The sequence below is a fragment of the Lebetimonas sp. JH292 genome (assembly GCF_000523275.1).
Lineage (GTDB): Bacteria > Campylobacterota > Campylobacteria > Campylobacterales > Nautiliaceae > Lebetimonas.
In genome coordinates this window covers 489,083-506,491 of sequence record NZ_ATHQ01000001.1, presented here as the reverse complement: position 1 = coordinate 506,491, position 17,409 = coordinate 489,083, and the positions used below count along the sequence as shown (strand labels likewise).

Genomic DNA, 17,409 nt, shown 5'->3' with positions numbered 1-17,409 from the left:
ATTTGAGAATATATCCGAAAAAGAGAAATTAAATGAAGCCTATATATTAAGAAACAGGGATATTGCATATAATATTTTTACAAAAGAAGGTAACTAAAATAAGGGATTTTTATGATATTGCTTATATGTTAAAAGAAAAAATCCTAACTCCAAAAGAGTTCCTTTATAATGTCAGAAAATATTATATTACCTATACAGACGATTATATAACAACCATTTTGAAATATAAACAACAGGAAAAAGAAGATGAAAAATTAGAAGGGTTAATAAAAGGAGAAGCTCCTACGTTTAAATTAAAAGAGTTTTTTTCAATAGAACTTTTAAAGAGAAAATAAAAAAAAGATGGAAAATAAAAAAGTAAAAATAAAATCTTTTAAGAATAAATTATGAGTAATAAAAAAATTTGTGATATAATTGTGTAGGAGATACAGGGCAAGAGTCACTATCAATAGGACTATAACTATCCTATCCATCGGCTACCTTTCAGTTGGGCTATCCCAACTCCCTACCCGCCACCCTTGCCGGATTAGCCGATGGTAACCTACCACGATTAAAATACAAAATATTTAAAACAAGCAAAAGAAGAGAGGATAATATGAGCCAATTAGAGAAAGAAAAAGAAAAAGTATCAAATTACCGATTAGCTTGGGGAATTGTTTTAACTGCATTATTTGGTATGATAGCTTTTATTTTTAACGCATTTGATAAATTGCCTTTTTTTAAACAATTATTAGTAACTTTTGGATTTATTGCTATAATAGTTATAGTTTTATATTTAACTTGGAAATTAAAAATAGAAACTGACAAATTGGAGGATTTACAATGAATGGAATATTATTGGGAATAATTGGAGGATTAATAACACTAATCGGAATAATAATAATTTTTAATAGCGATGTTAAACATAAACCAAAACACGATAAACAATTAAAAAGTAATTTTGAGGAAGAGAAAAATTTATGCTATAATTGTGGTAGGTAAGCACGGGAGAAAACCCGCACTTTTTAGTAGAGCGGTGTCGCCACCACCGCTACCAAAATGAGAATAATAATTAATCTCATTTTCTACACCTTGCGGTAATCTAACCGCATATCCCCACCCTACCGCCACTTGCGGTAGTGGAACAACCACTCTATAACCTACCACGATTAAAATACAAAATATTAAAAACAAGCAAGAGAAGAGGTCATAATATGAAAATAATCAAAAAAATGTGGTATGATATAGAAACACGAGGAGAAATTTTTAAAAATATTGGACTTGGATTTTTTTTGACATACTCCCCACGCCTAAAGGCGGGGGATTCTGGCTTTAAGCGATGGTAGCCTGTTTAATAATAGGTCTTACACCATCTATGCCAAAGGTTGATGCCCCAACCTTGCAAATATTTATACTTGCGTTTATGTCTCTATCGTGTTTTGTCTTACATACAGGACATATCCAAACTCTCTCTTTTAAGTTTAAATCCTCTTTTACATATCCGCAGTTAGAACAGGTTTTACTCGAAGGATAATATCTGTCTATTTTTATAACATTTACTTTATAAGAGAGAATATTTACAAATTCGCTAAAAGCATAATCGATAGTTTTTTTACCCCATAACTTTTGCATTGCTTTTAAATTTAAATCTTCTATTGCTATATATTCATATTCTCTCTATTTTTAGATGATTTTTTCTTTTTAGAATGCTGTTTTTGAAGTTTTTGAAGTTCTTTTAAGGTTTGGAGATAATATCTTGGAGCTTGGATTTGTGTTCCATCTGATAAAGTTAGAAAAGTTTTCAATCCAAAATCAATGCCCACGATTTTACCCGATGTGGCACTGATTATACAAATCCAATAATCCCCGATATTATCTCGCTTAACGGTTACAGTTTTTATTTTTCCGTCTATTTCTCTGCTTAACCAGAATTTAAACTTATAGCCGTTAAGCCAGATAATATTGTTATCTATTTTATATTTATTATTTCCAAATTGAGGGTCAACATCATAAATAATATGAATGTGGTCTTTATCAGTTTCCATTTCTATTATTTCTACATCACACTCTTTAGCTACTTCTTTATTTTCTTTTAATCTTTTTTCTACTTCTCCAACTAATATTTTTCTCCTGTATTTAGGGCACCAAACAATGTGATATTTGCAGGAATAAACAATATTTCTATTTGATTTATATTTATCTACGCATTTCATATTTGTATTATATCAAATTATTTAATATAATACAAATTAATAAAAGAGTTTCAAGGAAATTAAATTTCCTATCAACTCTTTTATCGCCTTATATCCCTATGCCTAAAGGCAAGGGCTTTACGGCGTTTTTGGTTATGGAATAAGTCTATCAAATATCCAAATAATCAACTGGGTAGATGCAATATTAGGATTAATTTTAATACTATCAGGTATATACTTGGAAAGGAAAAGCAAATGGGACATATAATCTGGACTACTTTTGGAGTGATATTAGCAATATTAGCAATATATTCAGTAATTCAAACAAGTAAACACAAACCACGCCACGAAAATAAAATATGAGTATTTATATATTTTGGGCTTTATTTGCAACAGGAGCTTTAATATTTGCTTTATTGGTAAAGCCAGACAGACCAAACACAAACCAAAACACGATAAACAATTAAAAAGTAATTTTGAGGAAGAGAAAAATTTATGCTATAATTGTGGTAGCAAGATACCAAGAGGGAGTTCCCCTCTCCCTCTCAGTATACCATCACTAGAATGATTTTAACTTATTTAAATAATCATAAAAATATATTCTTCTTTAACCCTCAAAAAACGGGTCTTGAAAATAATATATATTATTTTGTTTATCTATAATATCTTTTTTAATTAAATTTATATTCATCAGAATAAATATTTTCTCCACCGCTTAAAAGGAAGTGGGCATAGACGTTCCTGAAATAGATTTGATTTATGATAAAAACGGGTTAATCCATTACGCTGTTAAAAGATTTGACAGAAAAGAAAATAATGAAAAATTACATCTTCATACCATTGCTACAATGGAACATCTGGATTTCAGGATACCGGCTCATTACAGTTATTTAAGCGTATTGAATTTAACCGATTATTTGACACAGGATTATTCTCAAATAAAAGAATTGTTTAAAAGAATGGTTTTTAATATTATAGGAAGAAATCAAGACGACCACGCAAAAAATTTTTCCTTTATGATGGATAAAAATGGAAATTGGCGTCTATCCCCTGCGTATGATATTACATACGCATTTGGAACGGGTTATACAAAACATCATCAAATGACAATAAACGGTAAAACAGATGATATTGAACTAAAAAATTTATATTTCTGAAAAGGAAGTTAATTCAATTGTTGAGGAAATAGGAAATAAATTTTTAGAGTTTAAAAAAAGAGCAGTAAAATTAGGAATTAATAAAGAATTTGTAAATCTAATCTCTTATATAGTTAATGATAAAAGATGTATAAATGCTTGTTTAGAAGTAAACGATTTTGTGCCGATGGAGGTAAAACAATGAAGAAATTATTTTTTTTAATTCCGTTTTTGTTATTTGCATTCACAAGCAAGTATCTGCCAAATTATGATATTCAGGCAGAGTGTTCTCAGATTTTGCATAAAAAGGCGTTTGATATATGCTATTCGTGCAAATGGAAAACTCCTAATTTAGTTCTTTATAAAGGTTGAAAATGAATAATAATATAGAAATGGCAATCGCATTTTTGTTTATGGCGTTATTGTTTATCACTCTTTTTACGGCTTATAAGCTAATTATCTTTATTTGGAATAAAAAAAGAAAAGAAAGAGCGGTTGATAACAACGGAATTCCTGTTATACTTGAAAAAAACGGGAATTTTGAATTAAATTAAAACACAAAGGAGTAAAAAATGGAAAAGTTTGAAATAAAAGAGGACATTGATAATACGCTTGATTATTATTCAATTGAAAGAGGGATAGTGACAACTCCGGAAAATATAGATTTTATCTTTTATCATAAATTTTATGTAGGTGTTGATAAAAACGGCTGCATAAAAGAATTTTATTCAGCAACTTATATAAGGATATTTCAAAAAAATGGCTAAAATCCATATCAAATTGGGCTGAAATTATTTTCAATTTGTATAATTTTCGAAAACAAACTAAAACCTTATTTAAAATGATTTTTATGCTTTACATAAAAAAGAATTGGTCTCAATAATTTAATCATTGAGATAAATAACGGGGTATTGTCAAAAGGTCCTACCGGAGAAGCATTATATAATGGAAATATTTTAGGAATAAATCCTAATACTTATACAAATGAAAAGGTTGCCCCATGGAAAGACAACCAAATAAAAAACGGATTTTATTCTTCAATTTCTGTTAGACTGATTGATGATTTGACTGTTAATTTATATTCTGAATTTACTGATTTTTATACAGAAGAGATGGTTAATATTATTTTATCAATCAGAACGTCAATAATGATGGCTTATGAAAAAAATAAATATATTGGAAAACTTAAATTTTTAACTTTTTATGATGAAATAACAAATTTAGGAAACTTAAACAAATTTAAAAAAGATTTTAATGAATATGAGGGCGAATATACTTTGTGTATGATTAATATAAAAGATTTTACTTCAATTAATGCAAATTTCGGTTTTGAGTTTGGTAATAAATTATTAAAAGAAATCGGTAATGAGCTAAAAAAACATATTAAAAAGATTGATGAAGTTTACAGATTGTATGATGATAGGTTTTTGCTGTTTTTAAAATCAAATATTTGGAATATAGAAATTATTAAAAATATAACAAATAGAATTTATAATATTTTTTCAAATGAAGGTATTGAAATTAATGCTCAGACAATTTATTTGGAAATAAACGGCAGTTTGGTTGATTCAAGAAATATAGAAAAAGAAAAAGCTCTTGAAGGTTTGATTTATGCATATGTTTTTGCAAAAAATGTTGTCAATAAATTTGTAATTTATGAACCCTGGATGCATGAGGAAGTTCAATACAGGGTTCATTTAAAAGAATTATTGTTTAAAGCCATCAGGGAAAAATTGTTTGAAGTATATTTTCAGCCGATTGTTGATATAAACACATATGAAGTAGTTCAGTTTGAAGCGCTTTCAAGGCTAAAAGACAACGGAAAATTTATTAATATGGAAAAACTGATGAATATAGCAACCGAGCTTCAAATTGTTCCTGAAATTACAAAAATTGTAGTAGAAAATGCAGTTAAACATTTAAAAATTTTTAAAACTGTAAATCCTGATATAGGAGTTTCTATTAATATTTCAAAACTTGATATGGAAAGTGATTTTTTAGAATTTTTTAAAAACGAAGTAATATCAAACGAATTAAACTTTAAAAATTTTTCTTTGGAAATAACAGAGAGGGAATCTATTGAAGATACTCAGTTAACTAAAGACTTTGTTAAAAAGTTAAAAGAGGTTGGGGTTAAATTTGAAATAGATGATTTTGGGGTTGCATATTCAAATATTAAACAAAGTGTAAGTATTGATTTTGATATATTAAAAATTGATAAAAGTTTTATTGATAAAATATTTGAAGAAAGAATTAAAATAGTTGTTTCTACCATTACCTTGTTTGCAAAAATGTTAAATGTAAAAACAATTGCAGAAGGCGTTGAAACAAAAGAACAGCTGGATATTTTAAAAGAATTGGGTGTAGATTATATTCAGGGATATTATTTTGCAAAACCTATGCCTTTTGAAGAGGCTCTTGAATATTTAAAAAATAATATGTAATTTGTCCTTTTTTTAAGGAAAAATGATACATCTGAAGGAAGAGCTAAAAACAGAAGAGTGGTAGCTAAAATTATCTACTAATTCTTCTTTTTTTTTGTATAATTATCAAAAAGGCCGTTAATGCTAAAAGCTATCCTTTTTGATACTATTTCTTTAATTACGATTTTAAATCCAATTGCAGCTGCTGCAATAATGATAAGTTTAGTAAAATATTCTGACATTGCTTATGTTTCAAAAAAGGCTTCTATTACTGTTTTTATAGCTTCTGTTATTACAATGATTGCAGGTGGATGGGTTCTTAAAATATTCGGTATTAATCTGCCTTCTATTAAAGCTATAGGCGGGGTGGTGCTTTTGATTATTGCTTTGAATATGATTCAGGGTAAAGAAATTTCTCCTACGAATACCACAAAAGATGAGCATGAAGCGGCTCAGGAAAAAGATAATATTGCTATTATTCCTCTTGCTATCCCTATATTGTTTGGTCCGGGGGTAATAACCACAATTATTGTTTTGAGTGAAAAAAGTAAAAAGCTGATTGACAAAGGTGTTTTGTTTACAGCCATTGTTTTATCTGCATTGATTGTTTATATTACTTTAAAAAATGCTTCTTTTATTTCGAAATTTTTAGGTGTTAACGGAATTAAAATAGTTACAAGGCTTATGGGGCTTATAATAGGCGCTATTTCATTTTTGTTTTTAATAGGAGGCGTTAAGGCGTTATGGTTAATATCTTAAATTTAATTCGAAAGAAAAAAATAATGAGATTTGTTTTTATTTTATTTTTATTTTTTATTAATCTGTTTGGCGGTGATTTAAACGGGCTTGTAAAACAGATAAATAAAAATTCACCTGATTATACCTTAGATTTAGCTTTAGTTAAAAAAATAAAAGAATTGAATTATAATAATCCTGTTCTTGATTTAAATATTTCAAATCAAAATGAATATTTATCACTATTTTTTAAATTGGTTGATTTAAAAAAAGAATATAATAATCTGCCTTCCATTATAAAAGAAACTAATAAAAAAATAGATATTCTTTCATCAGATAACGATATAACTTCCAAACTTCAGACATTGTATTATCAAAAGCTTTTAGATATATACAATAAAAAATATGACTATATAGATAAAAATTTTCAAAATATTGAAAAAGAAGTTTATCAAAAACTTTTTGATATTAAATTTGATACAAATTTAGCTAAAAATAATATTAATTATTGGAATAAGCTGTTGAATGACAAACAAAAAGAGCTTGAAAAATTAAAAATAAATCTTCAAAAATGGCAGATTTTAAATAACGAAAAAAATATTGAAAACATACAAAATCTTATAAACATAAATATTCAAAAACAAAAAAACATATATAAAAATCTTTTAAAAAATTATTTAATATTGTTTCTTGATGAATTAAAAAATAAAGATAAAACTGCCTTTAAAACAGCCCAAAGTATAGATTATTATGCCAATAAACTTGATTTAAATGAATTAGGAGAAATAATAAATGATTTTGAAACATTCAGATTTGGGACAAAAGCTATCATTTATAATTCAAAAAAAGAGTTGGAACATACGTTAGAAAAATTTATTTCTTTAATTAAATATCCCCTTTTCAAAATAGGAAACAATTTTATAACGCCTCTTGATTTAGTATTAGTTATTTTTATTTTATTTATAGGCTGGTTTATCGGCAAATATTATAAAAAACTGATTTATTCACTTAGAAAGAAATATGAAATTTCTTATTCAAGCGCAACGCTGCTTGCAAATATAGGATATTACACAATTATTTTTCTTTCTTTTATTTTTTCCCTTAAAATAGCCGGACTCGATTTAAGCTCCCTTGCAATAATTGCCGGAGCACTTTCAGTTGGTATCGGTTTTGGGCTTCAAAATATAGTAAGTAATTTTGTAAGCGGAATTATATTAATGTTTGAAAAAACGATAAAAGTGGATGATTATATTGAGATTGATGAAAATACAAGAGGAAAAGTTATAGACATTTCAATGCGCTCGACTGTAATAAGAACAAATGACAACATTGATTTAATTATTCCCAATCAGGATTTTATACAAAACAAGGTTATAAACTGGACACTTGGAGATGAAATTGTTAGATTTAGAATTCCTTTTGGAGTGGCTTACGGGAGCAATATAGAAAAAGTTGAAAAAATAGTTCTTGAAGCTATAGATAAATCGTCTCTCCCTTTTTTAAGAAAAGAGCAATATAAACCGTTGGTTGTTTTTATAGAAATGGCAGATAGCAGCTTAAATTTTGAACTGTTTGTCTGGGTAAGAGGTGAATATGCTATGATGCCAAGAAGAACAAGAAGCAAATTTTTAAAAGTAGTTTATAATGCATTAAATGAAGCTGGAATTACAATTCCTTTTCCTCAGCAGGATTTGCATATAAAAGACACAGTACCGTTTGAAATTAAAATAAAAAAGGATTGATATGGAATTTCTTTATTCAATAAGTGAAGCATTTAAGGATTTAAAAAATACAAAAATGCAAAAATTATCTATTGTTTTAGGCAGTGTTTTGGCGGCTTTTTGGATTATTATGGCTTTGTGGTTTTGGAACAGGGGATTAATATTAACAAATTTCCTGATTTCCATTATGCCTTTTAAATTTTTACAAAACGCAGGAAGCCAGTTTATTATAATGATTGTGTGGATACAAATTATTTTGGCAAGTTTGGGAATCATTTATTCTTTATTCGGCAGATTTTTTAAAAATATATTTTCTTCAATTGCACTTGTAAGTATCATAACTTTTTTTTGGACATTTGTTTTTTTTGTTTATCATTCTGCAATTTCAGGCTATGTAAAAAATCTTCTCAGAATTTTTCCATATCAGAGCATTGAAGAGGCAGTCTCGAATATACTTTTGGCATTTATGTTTTATTCTTTTTATATTGCGGCTTTTTATTTTATTTTTTTAATTTTCAGCGTGAAAATTTTAGAAGAGATAAAAGAAGGGCAGTATCCTCAGGTTGATACTAAAAAAGAATTTAATCTATTAAAAATTATTTTTATAAACATAAGGGATTTTCTAATATTTTTATTTGGAATGATAATTTTTTATCCTTTGATGTTTGTTCCTTTTGTAAATATTTTAATAATTGTTTTTCTCTGGGCGGTTTTGATTAAAGAATCACTGCTACAGAGTGTTTTTATGCTTTTTGGAAAAGAAGAAATTGATAAAAAGAAAATCTGGGCTTTTTGTATTTTAAGTGTAATTTTAAACTTTATTCCGGTTTTAAATTTTTATGCACCGGCTTTTGGAATTTTGAGTATTTTTCATTATGTAATGGAAAAAAAAGAGGACAGGCTCAATTTAGCTTAACTATCCTCCCATCAGTTTTCGGGCTTCCTACACTGAATCCGTAAAGTGCCAAATAATTAACATTATTTAAAATCTCTTCAGTAATTAAATTGTCAAAAAAGCATCCGATACCACAACCTCTTAAATTTTTGGCTTCGGCTTCAAGATATAAAACCTCTCCTATTATTCCCGCTTCAAAATTTAACAGTTTATATTCATACTCTTTTTTGGGTTTTTGCGATACCATATTAATAGTAAATGCTGAGTCTTTTCCCAAATCCTGAATGCAGTTCGCAAATTTACTAGCCTCACTGAAATCACCTTTATGAATTTGGGTAAGGGAATTTTCTTTTCTAGAAAAATAATAAATCCCTTCTTCAATTCCGTCAACCCTGTTTACAAAAATCAACTCTGTTTAGAGTAACTTTTACATCAAAAGGAGATATATTTCTTGGAAGTGTTTTATCCAAAATATCAAAAAAATCTTTTTTTTCTATATATTTTTTTTCAAACCCCAGTGCACTTCTTCTGTTATCAATTATTTCATATGCGTTAAAAGGAGATGGTAAAAATTCCGGTTTTTCATCTAAAAGTGCGGTTTGAAAATTTTCTTTTCTTTTTAAATTTTTAGCTGTTTCAAAAATTATATCCCATCTTACTGAATCATTTGCTATTTTTTTGTATTCTAAATGATAATCTAAATTTTTAAAATTTTTAAAATTTATTTTCGGCTTGTTATTTGTATAAACATAAAAAGCCGCTTCAAATATTTCATCTTCATTTTTATAAAATTTCGCTTTGTTTAGACCAATTAGTGTGCTTAGTTTATCTTCATCAATGTCGTTTATATATTCCATTTTCCAGCCAAGAAGGTTCGATGAAAAGCGGCCTGCCGCAATTAAATGCCCGGTATCAAGCAGGCAGTATCTAAGTGCCCTTTCTCCGTATTTCCAGCTTTCTCTAAGCGGAATTGAAGTAAAAATCAAAACAAAGCCGTTTTCAACCAGATTTTCACCTTTTGCAATTTCTTCTAAACAAAACTCTTTTACATTAAAATGGTAAACTCCGTTTTTTAAAATAATATAAGTCTCTTCCGGATGCAGATTTCCGCTTGACGGATTGACCCTTACATACCATTCATTCATTCCTAAAACTTTTTTGGCGTTAACTGCGGCAGAGTATCTTAAAAAAGCGGCTAAATTTTGTAGGTTTATTTCTTTAGGGGTATTTTTTAAATATAGTTTTTCATAAGGTAAATTTTCTGTTTTTGGATTTGGCAGCAGTATTTTTTTAGCGTTTATATATTCTTTATATGGGTTTGGCTGATTTGCCCAGTCTAAATATCCTAAGCTTTTTGCAAATTTATTTGGATAGTGGCGTGTCTCATTATGATAATCAATTGCTTTCATTATTTCCCTTTTTTATTATATGATATCGGCAATGACTAAATAGTAAAAATTCATAAAAATAACTACAAAGATAAAAAGCTTCATTTTGCTAACGAACAGCTCAAATTTTGCTAAAAATTGCAAACCACTTTGCACGCCTAAGGACTCGGTGCAATTTTTTTAACGCAAAATTTTTGCTAAATTCCGCAACGCTATTATATTTTTACTTTTTCGTTATTTAGTTAGTATCATCATATCAAAAATTGGACAAAATTTATCTTTTTTGTTATAAGGAAAGAAATGAAAAAAATTTTTTTATTTATAGGAGCAATTATGGCAAATCATTTAAAAAATGCTGACAGTCCTTATCTAAAACAGCATGCTAATAATCCGGTTAACTGGTATGAGTGGGGTGATGAGGTTTTTGAAAAAGCAAAAAAAGAAAATAAACTTATTTTTTTAAGTATTGGATATTCTACATGTCATTGGTGCCATGTAATGGAAAGGGAGAGCTTTGAAAATAAAGAAATTGCCGGTATTTTAAATAAATATTATGTGTCAATAAAAGTGGACAGGGAAGAGATGAGCGATATTGACAAATACTATCAAAAAGCTTATCAGTTAATACATAGACGCTCTGGAGGTTGGCCTCTTACAATTATCATGACACCTGAAAAAAAAGTATTTTATTCAGCAACTTATATGCCGCCTCATTATTCACAATACGGTCCGGGACTTAAAGAAATACTTTTATCTATTGCAAATGACTGGAAAGAAAATCCTAAAAAAATTTTAGAAATTGCAGATAATTTTGAAAAATATTATAAAGAAAATGAAAATAAAAAATTGCCAAAAGAGAACGTGGATAAAGGTATAATTGAGAATATTATAAAAAAAGCAAAAAATGAATTTGATTTGGAATACGGTGGAGTTAAGGGAGCGCCAAAGTTTCCGATGGAGAGCAGCTTAGATTTACTTATTGATATATATGTTATTACAAAAAACAAAGATATTTTAGATATTTTAAATATTACCCTAACTAAAATGGCAAAAGGCGGTATATTTGACCAGGTTGAAGGCGGATTTTATAGATATTCGGTAGATAACAAATGGGAAATTCCTCATTTTGAAAAGATGCTTTATAACAATGCAAATTTATCTTATATATATCTCAGGATGTATAAAATTACAAAAAATCCTTTTTATAAAGAAGTAGCATTTAAAAGTATTGATGAAATGTTAAATAAATATTATGAAAACGGGCTTTTTTTCTCAGCTAGCGATGCGGACAGTAATGGGGGTGAGGGTAAATATTTTGTATATGATTTTGATGAGGTTAATGAAGCATTTAGTGAATTTGAAAATAAAGAAGAATTGTTAAATTATTTTGGAATTAAAAAATATGGTAATTTTAACGGATTAAATAATCCTACGATTCAAGGAGAAAGACCTAAAAATTATGAAAAGGCTTTAGAAAAACTGAAACTGATAAGAGAAAAAAGAGAATTTCCGTTTATTGACACTAAAAAAATAACTTCCTGGAATGCTATGATGATAAGAACTCTTTTTGCAGTAGGTGAATTTGATGAAAAATATTTAGATACTGCAAAAAAGAGTTTAGAAAAATTAATCGAAGTTATGTATAAAGATAAACTTTATCATTCTTTCAATAAAAATAAAAAAAATAAAAAAGAAGGGCTTCTTGAAGATTATGCATTTTTAATAGGTGCTTTGATAACCGCTTATGAATATACTTACGAAGAAAAATATTTAAAATTTGTAAATAAACTTAGTAAAGAGGTATTTTTGTTTAAAAAAGATAACTGGTATATGAATCAAGATAAAAGCATGAAAGCAGATTTTAGCGATTCATCATATGCAAGTTCTTTGGGTGTTTTGGCAAATGATTTTTTGGATTTATCGCTTTTAAATTATAATATTGAACTGAAAAAAGAAGCCGATAAAATAATTGAAGAGGGAAGCTATTATGTAAAAAATTATCCGCTTTATTATGCAACTATTACAAAAGCCGCTATAAAAAATATTTTGGGTGAATATATAATAACTTCTGAAACTCCTTTATATAAAGGAGATTTTTCATATCCTTATGTTTTATGGAAAAAAGGTGAAAGTTTTGAAATATGTACAATTTATAAATGTATTAAAAAAAGTAATAATTTGGAGGAAATTAAAGAAATTTTAAATATTTTATGATATAATTTCACCTGTCCCAGCCCTGTGCAAGGGGTGTAAGAGGCAACGCTTCAGGCCCGGAAGGGAGCAGAGCACCTCTTATGTCCCTGTGCCGCAGGTTCCTGGGGCGCCTGAAAAATAATTATAAGTTATGAATGTTGAGTGTTGAATTGTGAATTATAAATGCTAAATATTGAATTATAAATTAATATTTTTAGCTAAGTTTAGTGTCAAACACTAATTATTATAAATGAATAAAAGAAGAAGTTAAATCCCTAAAATTTTAACTTCATTAGGATTTACATCGCATATATTTGGAATATTATTAGGATTTAGTGCCAGCTCTTTATTGTCCATTATAACGATTTCGCTTTCTATTATATGTTTAGCAACTTTTTTAGCACCTGGGAGGGAGTGCATATAACAGCTGCCGCATTGATAGATATTTGCTTCCGGGATAGTATCAGTATCTAAAATATTTTGCATAGATTTTCTCCACGCTTCAATTACTTCTTTATCATTCGGTTTTCCGATTATGCTCATATAAAATCCTGTTCTGCATCCCATAGGTGAAATATCTATAATCTCAAAATTAGGAAGATTATCTCTCATAAACCCTGCAAACAGATGCTCAAGCGTATGCATTGCTTTTTCGTCAATTATTTCTTTATTTGGTTTTGCAAACCTTACATCATAAACTGTAATTACATCACCTTTTGGTGTTTTCATTTTTTTTGCAATTCTTAGGCCCGGGGCCGGCATTTTTACATGGTCAACTAAAAAACTGTCAAGCATTGGCATAGTTTATCCTTTTTTATTGCAATTATATCGTAACTTTGATACAATTTCATTTCTAGTTCTCACCTCTTTATTCCTTGGTCGGGTTGCAGCTATGCTGTTAACGGAGAGGGAGGCTAAACCCAGCCAAAATAAAAAAATAATTCAAGGAGAAACAATGGCGTGTAATGTAACAATGAAAGATTTATTGGAGTGCGGTGTTCATTTCGGACATCAAAGAAGAAGATGGAATCCAAAAATGAAGAAATATATCTTCGGTGTCAGAAAAAATATCTATATTATTGACTTGCAAAAAACTTTGAGATTTTTCAAATATGCGTGCGGTATAGTTAGAGATGCGGCGGCTGAAGGAAAAACAATTCTTTTTGTCGGAACTAAAAAACAGGCAATTGATGCTGTAAAAACCCATGCCGAAAGAGCCGGTATGCCGTATGTTAACCACAGATGGCTCGGCGGTATGCTTACAAACTTTCCAACAATTCAAAAATCAATAAGAAAATTGGAAATTATTGAAAAAATGGAAGAGAGCGGGCAAATTAACCTTTTAACTAAAAAAGAAAGATTGATTTTGGCCAGAAGAAAAGCAAAACTTGAAAGAGTTCTCGGTGGTATAAGACATATGAAAACATTGCCGGATATGTTGTTTATTATTGATACGGTTAAAGAAAGAATTGCAGTTGCAGAAGCAAATAAACTTGGACTTCCTGTGGTTGCTCCGCTTGATACAAACTGTGATCCTGACGTGGTTGATTATCCAATCCCGGGAAACGATGATGCAATCAGAAGTGTAAATCTTTTCTGTGAAAAAATTGCTGATGCTATAATTGAAGGTAAAGAAATGGCAAGAAGCGCAGGAGAAGAAGTGGAAGAAATTACACCTGAAGAAATTAATGAAGAAATTAAAGAAGTAAAAGAAGAAGCAGCGGCAGAAACTAAAAGCGAAGAAGAAATCGAAAAAGAAACAGAAGATATTAAAGAGGAGGCATAATATGGCAAACATTACAGCAGCTCAGGTAAAGGCGCTAAGAGAAAAAACCGGTGCCGGAATGATGGATTGTAAAAAAGCATTGGTTGAAGCAAACGGCGATGAAGAAAAAGCGGTTGAAATATTAAGAAAAAAAGGTCTTGCAAAAGCCGCTAAAAAAGCAGACAGAAATGCGGCTGAGGGAAGAGTTGAAATTAGTATTACCCCTGATATGAAAAAAGGAAGTATCGTAGAAGTAAACTGTGAAACAGATTTTGTTGCCAAAACAGATGAATTTGTTGAATTTGTAAGTGAAACGGTTAAAACTGTTAATACTGAAAATATCACCGATGTTGAAAACTTAAATAAAACAAAATTTGGTGAGGGTACATTCGAAGAAGAATTAAAAGTAAAAATAGCAAAAATAGGTGAAAATATTGTTGTCAGAAGAATGGCAACAATCAAAGCACCGGAAAACGGAATAGTAAACGGATATATCCACGCGGGGGGAAAAGTAGGCGTTTTGGTTGCGGCTGAATGCGACAGAGATGAAACCTGTGAAGCAATTAAAGATACTCTAAAAGATATTGCCATGCATATTGCGGCTATGAAACCTTCTTTTCTAAATCCTGAGAGTGTACCGGCTGATGTAATTGAAAAAGAAAAAGACATTGCAAAAGCCCAGCTTCTAAAAGAGGGTAAACCTGAAAATGTAATTGAAAAAATTATTCCCGGAAAAATTAAAAAATTCTATGAAGAAAATTGTCTTACTGAGCAAGAATATGTAAAAGCAGAAAAAAAAGAAAATGTTGCTAAAGCACTTGAAAATGCGGCAAAAAAAGCCGGAGGAAGTGCAAAACTTGTTGACTTTATCAGATTTGAAGTCGGAGAAGGTTTGGTTAAAAACGGATGTACTTTAGCTGATGAAGTAGCGGCAGCTTTACAATAATTACTTAGCGCCTTTTGGCGCTTAAGTGAAAATAGTGAATAGTGAGTAGTGAAAAAAATGATAAAAGCAATAAATTTAAAACACTCATTTGATTATCTTCTTTTTTCAGATGTAAATCTTGAAATAAAACCCAAAGAAAAAATTGCCATAATAGGTTCCAGCGGAAGCGGAAAATCCACACTTCTTCATATTTTATCTTCATTTTTAAAACCAAATGAGGGACAAGTTTTTATTGATAAACAAGAAATTTATAAACTAAAAGAAAAAGAGTTAATTGAATTTAGAAGAAATAAAATAGGTGTAATTTTTCAGTTTCATTATCTTTTTAACACATTCACAGCACTTGAGAATATTCAGGCTGCCGCAATTTTATGCAACAGGGAAGTTGATTTTGATTTGCTTGATAGACTCAAAATAAAAGATGTAATAAATCAGAATATTCAAACCTTAAGTGGAGGCCAGCAGCAAAGAGTTAGTATTGCAAGGGTTCTAACAAAAAAACCGAGAATTATTTTTGCTGACGAGCCTACCGGAAATTTAGATAATGTTAATGCAAACGAAGTAATAGAAATTTTAAAAGAATATGCTGACGAGAATAGTGCATCTATTGTAACTGTAACCCACGATATAGAAATAGCTAAAAAATTTGATAAAATTTATGAATTGAAAAACAAACAGTTAGTGAATAGTGAGTTGTGAAAATAATGAGTAGTGAATAGTGAGTTGGTGAGTAGTGAGTGAAAATGGAATTAATTAATTATTTAACGCCGGTTAATACTGTTACATTTTTGCTTTTGTTTATTAGAATATCTTCTTTTTTGGCGTTTTTGCCTTTTTTCTCATATCCGACTATTCCCATGAAAGCAAAGGCGGCGTTTGCCCTGTGGCTTACAATACTTTTTTTCCCTATTAGCCCGAAAATAACATTTGAAATTAATATTATAAATGTGATATTGGCTGTTTTGTTTGAGAGTGCTTTTGCTTTTTTTGTGGGAGTTGCCCTTACGCTTATTTTTGATATTTTAAAATATGCAGCCGAACAGATAAGTTTTGTGATGGGATTTACTTTGGCAAATGTAATAGATCCAAATTCGGGGCTCAATACAAATATTATAGGTGAATTTTTTACCTGGGTTGCACTGTTGATATTTTTTGCTTTCGGAGGGGATCATTTAGAAATATTTTTAATAAGTAAAACATTAGGAAGCCTGCCGTTTGGGGCTGTTTTTGATATTCATTCAATGTATCAGTTTTTTGTTATTTATATGTTTAAATATTTTGTTTTTGGAATTGCAATGGCTTTTCCTGTTTTGGCCGTTTCTATTTTAAGCGACATAATTTTTGGAATGATTATGAAAACAATGCCTCAGTTTAACCTGCTGGTAGTAGGGTTTCCTATAAAAATTGGACTTTCTTTTTTAATTCTGATTGCGATTATGGCTTCTTTTGCAAATGTATTTCAAAAAGAATTTATTCAGGCTTTTAATGTAATTTTAAAAATTATCGGCTGAGCCTGTAAGCTTTGGCATTTTGTTTCAACATATAAAAATATTTGTTGAATTTATTTATTAAATTTTTATCCTGAGTGATTAAGATATATTCATAATTTTTAAAAAAAGCGCTGTAAGAATAATTTGCACTTCCGATAATCAAATATTTATTGTCTATAATAGACATTTTTACATGCATTTTTGCTTTGTTGCCGTTTTTATAATTTTTACCGCTTAAAAGATAAATATCAAATTTTTTTATTGCCGCAAGGTTTGGAATAACGGAATATTTATATTTTGATTCTTCCAAATCAGCTATAATATAAATCTTTGTTCCGTGTTTTGCGGCTATTTTCAGGGCTTTTGCAATTTTTTTATTGGTAAATGTATACATTGCTATTTTTATATTTTTTTTGGCATGGGTGAAAATATTGCATAATTCTTTTTGAGCATTTTTTCCCTCAAAGGGCATAAAATAAACATTGTTCGCATTTAAAAACAGGATAAATAATAAATAAAACAGGATTTTTTTCAATTTTGCCACCT

The 17,409-nt window shown here is 29.1% G+C and carries 22 protein-coding genes, 1 other RNA gene and 1 pseudogene; 17 read left to right on the top strand and 7 right to left on the bottom strand.

All coding sequences use genetic code 11. The features are described from left to right. Positions 1–62 precede the first annotated feature (62 nt). From DZ64_RS0103075 to DZ64_RS12240, 3 genes are all read left to right on the top strand, one after another. Positions 63–335: a hypothetical protein gene (locus DZ64_RS0103075; RefSeq protein ID WP_162147525.1), complete on the top strand. Its 273-nt coding sequence runs from the start codon at positions 63–65 to the stop codon at positions 333–335. A gap of 152 nt (positions 336–487) precedes the next feature. Continuing rightward, entirely contained in the window at positions 488–826 is a 339-nt protein-coding gene (locus DZ64_RS0103070) for a hypothetical protein (RefSeq protein ID WP_156922605.1), read from the top strand. Beyond that, positions 823–981, top strand: coding sequence for a hypothetical protein (locus DZ64_RS12240; RefSeq protein ID WP_156922604.1), 159 nt, complete (start codon positions 823–825; stop codon positions 979–981). The genes DZ64_RS0103070 and DZ64_RS12240 overlap by 4 nt, the downstream gene beginning before the upstream one ends. Before the next feature lie 330 nt (positions 982–1,311). On the opposite strand, the gene DZ64_RS11370 is transcribed toward DZ64_RS12240, so the two are convergent. From DZ64_RS11370 to tnpA, 3 genes and pseudogenes are all read right to left on the bottom strand, one after another. Then, entirely contained in the window at positions 1,312–1,611 is a 300-nt protein-coding gene (locus DZ64_RS11370) for a zinc ribbon domain-containing protein (RefSeq protein WP_051429987.1), read from the bottom strand. A 26-nt stretch (positions 1,612–1,637) separates the two neighbouring features. After that, the gene (locus DZ64_RS13115) at positions 1,638–1,802 is read right to left on the bottom strand and encodes a transposase (RefSeq protein WP_236618719.1); all 165 of its coding nucleotides are present in this window, start codon (positions 1,800–1,802) and stop codon (positions 1,638–1,640) included. 153 nt (positions 1,803–1,955) lie between these two features. Beyond that, positions 1,956–2,192: pseudogene (gene tnpA, locus DZ64_RS13110) on the bottom strand (IS200/IS605 family transposase); the annotation flags it as partial. Positions 2,193–2,896: 704 nt separating this feature from the next. Here tnpA and DZ64_RS0103040 point away from each other — a divergent pair. The 8 genes from DZ64_RS0103040 to DZ64_RS0103005 all read left to right on the top strand — a co-directional run bounded on the left by DZ64_RS0103040 (position 2,897) and on the right by DZ64_RS0103005 (position 9,102). Further along, positions 2,897–3,328 carry a type II toxin-antitoxin system HipA family toxin gene (locus tag DZ64_RS0103040; RefSeq protein ID WP_024789386.1) on the top strand — a complete coding sequence of 144 codons (432 nt, stop codon included), beginning with the start codon at positions 2,897–2,899 and terminating at the stop codon, positions 3,326–3,328. 180 nt (positions 3,329–3,508) lie between these two features. Continuing rightward, positions 3,509–3,679 carry a hypothetical protein gene (locus tag DZ64_RS12235; RefSeq protein ID WP_156922603.1) on the top strand — a complete coding sequence of 57 codons (171 nt, stop codon included), beginning with the start codon at positions 3,509–3,511 and terminating at the stop codon, positions 3,677–3,679. 2 nt (positions 3,680–3,681) lie between these two features. After that, on the top strand, positions 3,682–3,861 hold the full coding sequence (locus DZ64_RS0103030) for a hypothetical protein (protein WP_024789385.1): 180 nt from the start codon (positions 3,682–3,684) through the stop codon (positions 3,859–3,861). Between the two features lie 18 nt (positions 3,862–3,879). Beyond that, positions 3,880–4,074, top strand: coding sequence for a hypothetical protein (locus DZ64_RS0103025; RefSeq protein ID WP_024789384.1), 195 nt, complete (start codon positions 3,880–3,882; stop codon positions 4,072–4,074). Positions 4,075–4,218: 144 nt separating this feature from the next. After that, positions 4,219–5,751, top strand: a complete 1,533-nt coding sequence (locus tag DZ64_RS0103020; protein ID WP_024789383.1) for an EAL domain-containing protein — start codon at positions 4,219–4,221, stop codon at positions 5,749–5,751. Positions 5,752–5,871: 120 nt separating this feature from the next. Further along, the gene (locus DZ64_RS0103015; protein ID WP_024789382.1) at positions 5,872–6,489 is read left to right on the top strand and encodes a MarC family protein; all 618 of its coding nucleotides are present in this window, start codon (positions 5,872–5,874) and stop codon (positions 6,487–6,489) included. 23 nt (positions 6,490–6,512) lie between these two features. Next, the gene (locus DZ64_RS11365) at positions 6,513–8,207 is read left to right on the top strand and encodes a mechanosensitive ion channel family protein (RefSeq protein WP_162147523.1); all 1,695 of its coding nucleotides are present in this window, start codon (positions 6,513–6,515) and stop codon (positions 8,205–8,207) included. 1 nt (position 8,208) lies between these two features. Then, positions 8,209–9,102, top strand: a complete 894-nt coding sequence (locus DZ64_RS0103005) for a hypothetical protein (RefSeq protein ID WP_024789380.1) — start codon at positions 8,209–8,211, stop codon at positions 9,100–9,102. Here the strand turns inward: DZ64_RS0103005 and DZ64_RS0103000 are convergent. Together DZ64_RS0103000 and DZ64_RS0102995 are read right to left on the bottom strand one after the other, a co-directional pair. Beyond that, positions 9,089–9,490, bottom strand: coding sequence for a SagB/ThcOx family dehydrogenase (locus tag DZ64_RS0103000; RefSeq protein ID WP_024789379.1), 402 nt, complete (start codon positions 9,488–9,490; stop codon positions 9,089–9,091). The two genes, DZ64_RS0103005 and DZ64_RS0103000, sit on opposite strands and share 14 nt — an antisense overlap. Next, positions 9,468–10,490 carry a SagB/ThcOx family dehydrogenase gene (locus DZ64_RS0102995; protein WP_024789378.1) on the bottom strand — a complete coding sequence of 341 codons (1,023 nt, stop codon included), beginning with the start codon at positions 10,488–10,490 and terminating at the stop codon, positions 9,468–9,470. The genes DZ64_RS0103000 and DZ64_RS0102995 overlap by 23 nt, the downstream gene beginning before the upstream one ends. 279 nt (positions 10,491–10,769) lie before the next feature. Here DZ64_RS0102995 and DZ64_RS0102990 point away from each other — a divergent pair, with 279 nt between their 5' ends. Beyond that, entirely contained in the window at positions 10,770–12,683 is a 1,914-nt protein-coding gene (locus DZ64_RS0102990; protein ID WP_051429986.1) for a thioredoxin domain-containing protein, read from the top strand. Between the two features lie 13 nt (positions 12,684–12,696). Further along, positions 12,697–12,794: signal recognition particle sRNA small type (gene ffs, locus DZ64_RS11750), an RNA gene on the top strand. Between the two features lie 135 nt (positions 12,795–12,929). Here the strand turns inward: ffs and luxS are convergent. Further along, a complete protein-coding gene (gene luxS / locus DZ64_RS0102985; protein WP_024789376.1) occupies positions 12,930–13,463 on the bottom strand; it encodes an S-ribosylhomocysteine lyase in 534 nt (177 codons plus the stop codon). A gap of 154 nt (positions 13,464–13,617) precedes the next feature. Between luxS and rpsB the strand changes: the two genes are divergently transcribed. Genes rpsB through fliR form a run of 4 tightly spaced genes read left to right on the top strand, consistent with a single transcriptional unit; the run spans position 13,618 to position 16,884 of the window. Next, on the top strand, positions 13,618–14,448 hold the full coding sequence (gene rpsB / locus DZ64_RS0102980; RefSeq protein ID WP_024789375.1) for a 30S ribosomal protein S2: 831 nt from the start codon (positions 13,618–13,620) through the stop codon (positions 14,446–14,448). Between the two features lies 1 nt (position 14,449). Continuing rightward, the gene (gene tsf / locus DZ64_RS0102975) at positions 14,450–15,373 is read left to right on the top strand and encodes a translation elongation factor Ts (RefSeq protein ID WP_035003073.1); all 924 of its coding nucleotides are present in this window, start codon (positions 14,450–14,452) and stop codon (positions 15,371–15,373) included. Between the two features lie 57 nt (positions 15,374–15,430). Further along, the gene (locus tag DZ64_RS0102970; RefSeq protein WP_035003325.1) at positions 15,431–16,072 is read left to right on the top strand and encodes an ABC transporter ATP-binding protein; all 642 of its coding nucleotides are present in this window, start codon (positions 15,431–15,433) and stop codon (positions 16,070–16,072) included. Positions 16,073–16,116: 44 nt separating this feature from the next. Further along, complete coding sequence (gene fliR, locus DZ64_RS0102965; RefSeq protein WP_024787157.1) at positions 16,117–16,884, top strand: flagellar biosynthetic protein FliR; 768 nt, start codon at positions 16,117–16,119, stop codon at positions 16,882–16,884. Here the strand turns inward: fliR and DZ64_RS0102960 are convergent. After that, a complete protein-coding gene (locus DZ64_RS0102960; RefSeq protein ID WP_236618636.1) occupies positions 16,874–17,335 on the bottom strand; it encodes a phospholipase D-like domain-containing protein in 462 nt (153 codons plus the stop codon). The two genes, fliR and DZ64_RS0102960, sit on opposite strands and share 11 nt — an antisense overlap. Positions 17,336–17,409 lie beyond the last annotated feature (74 nt).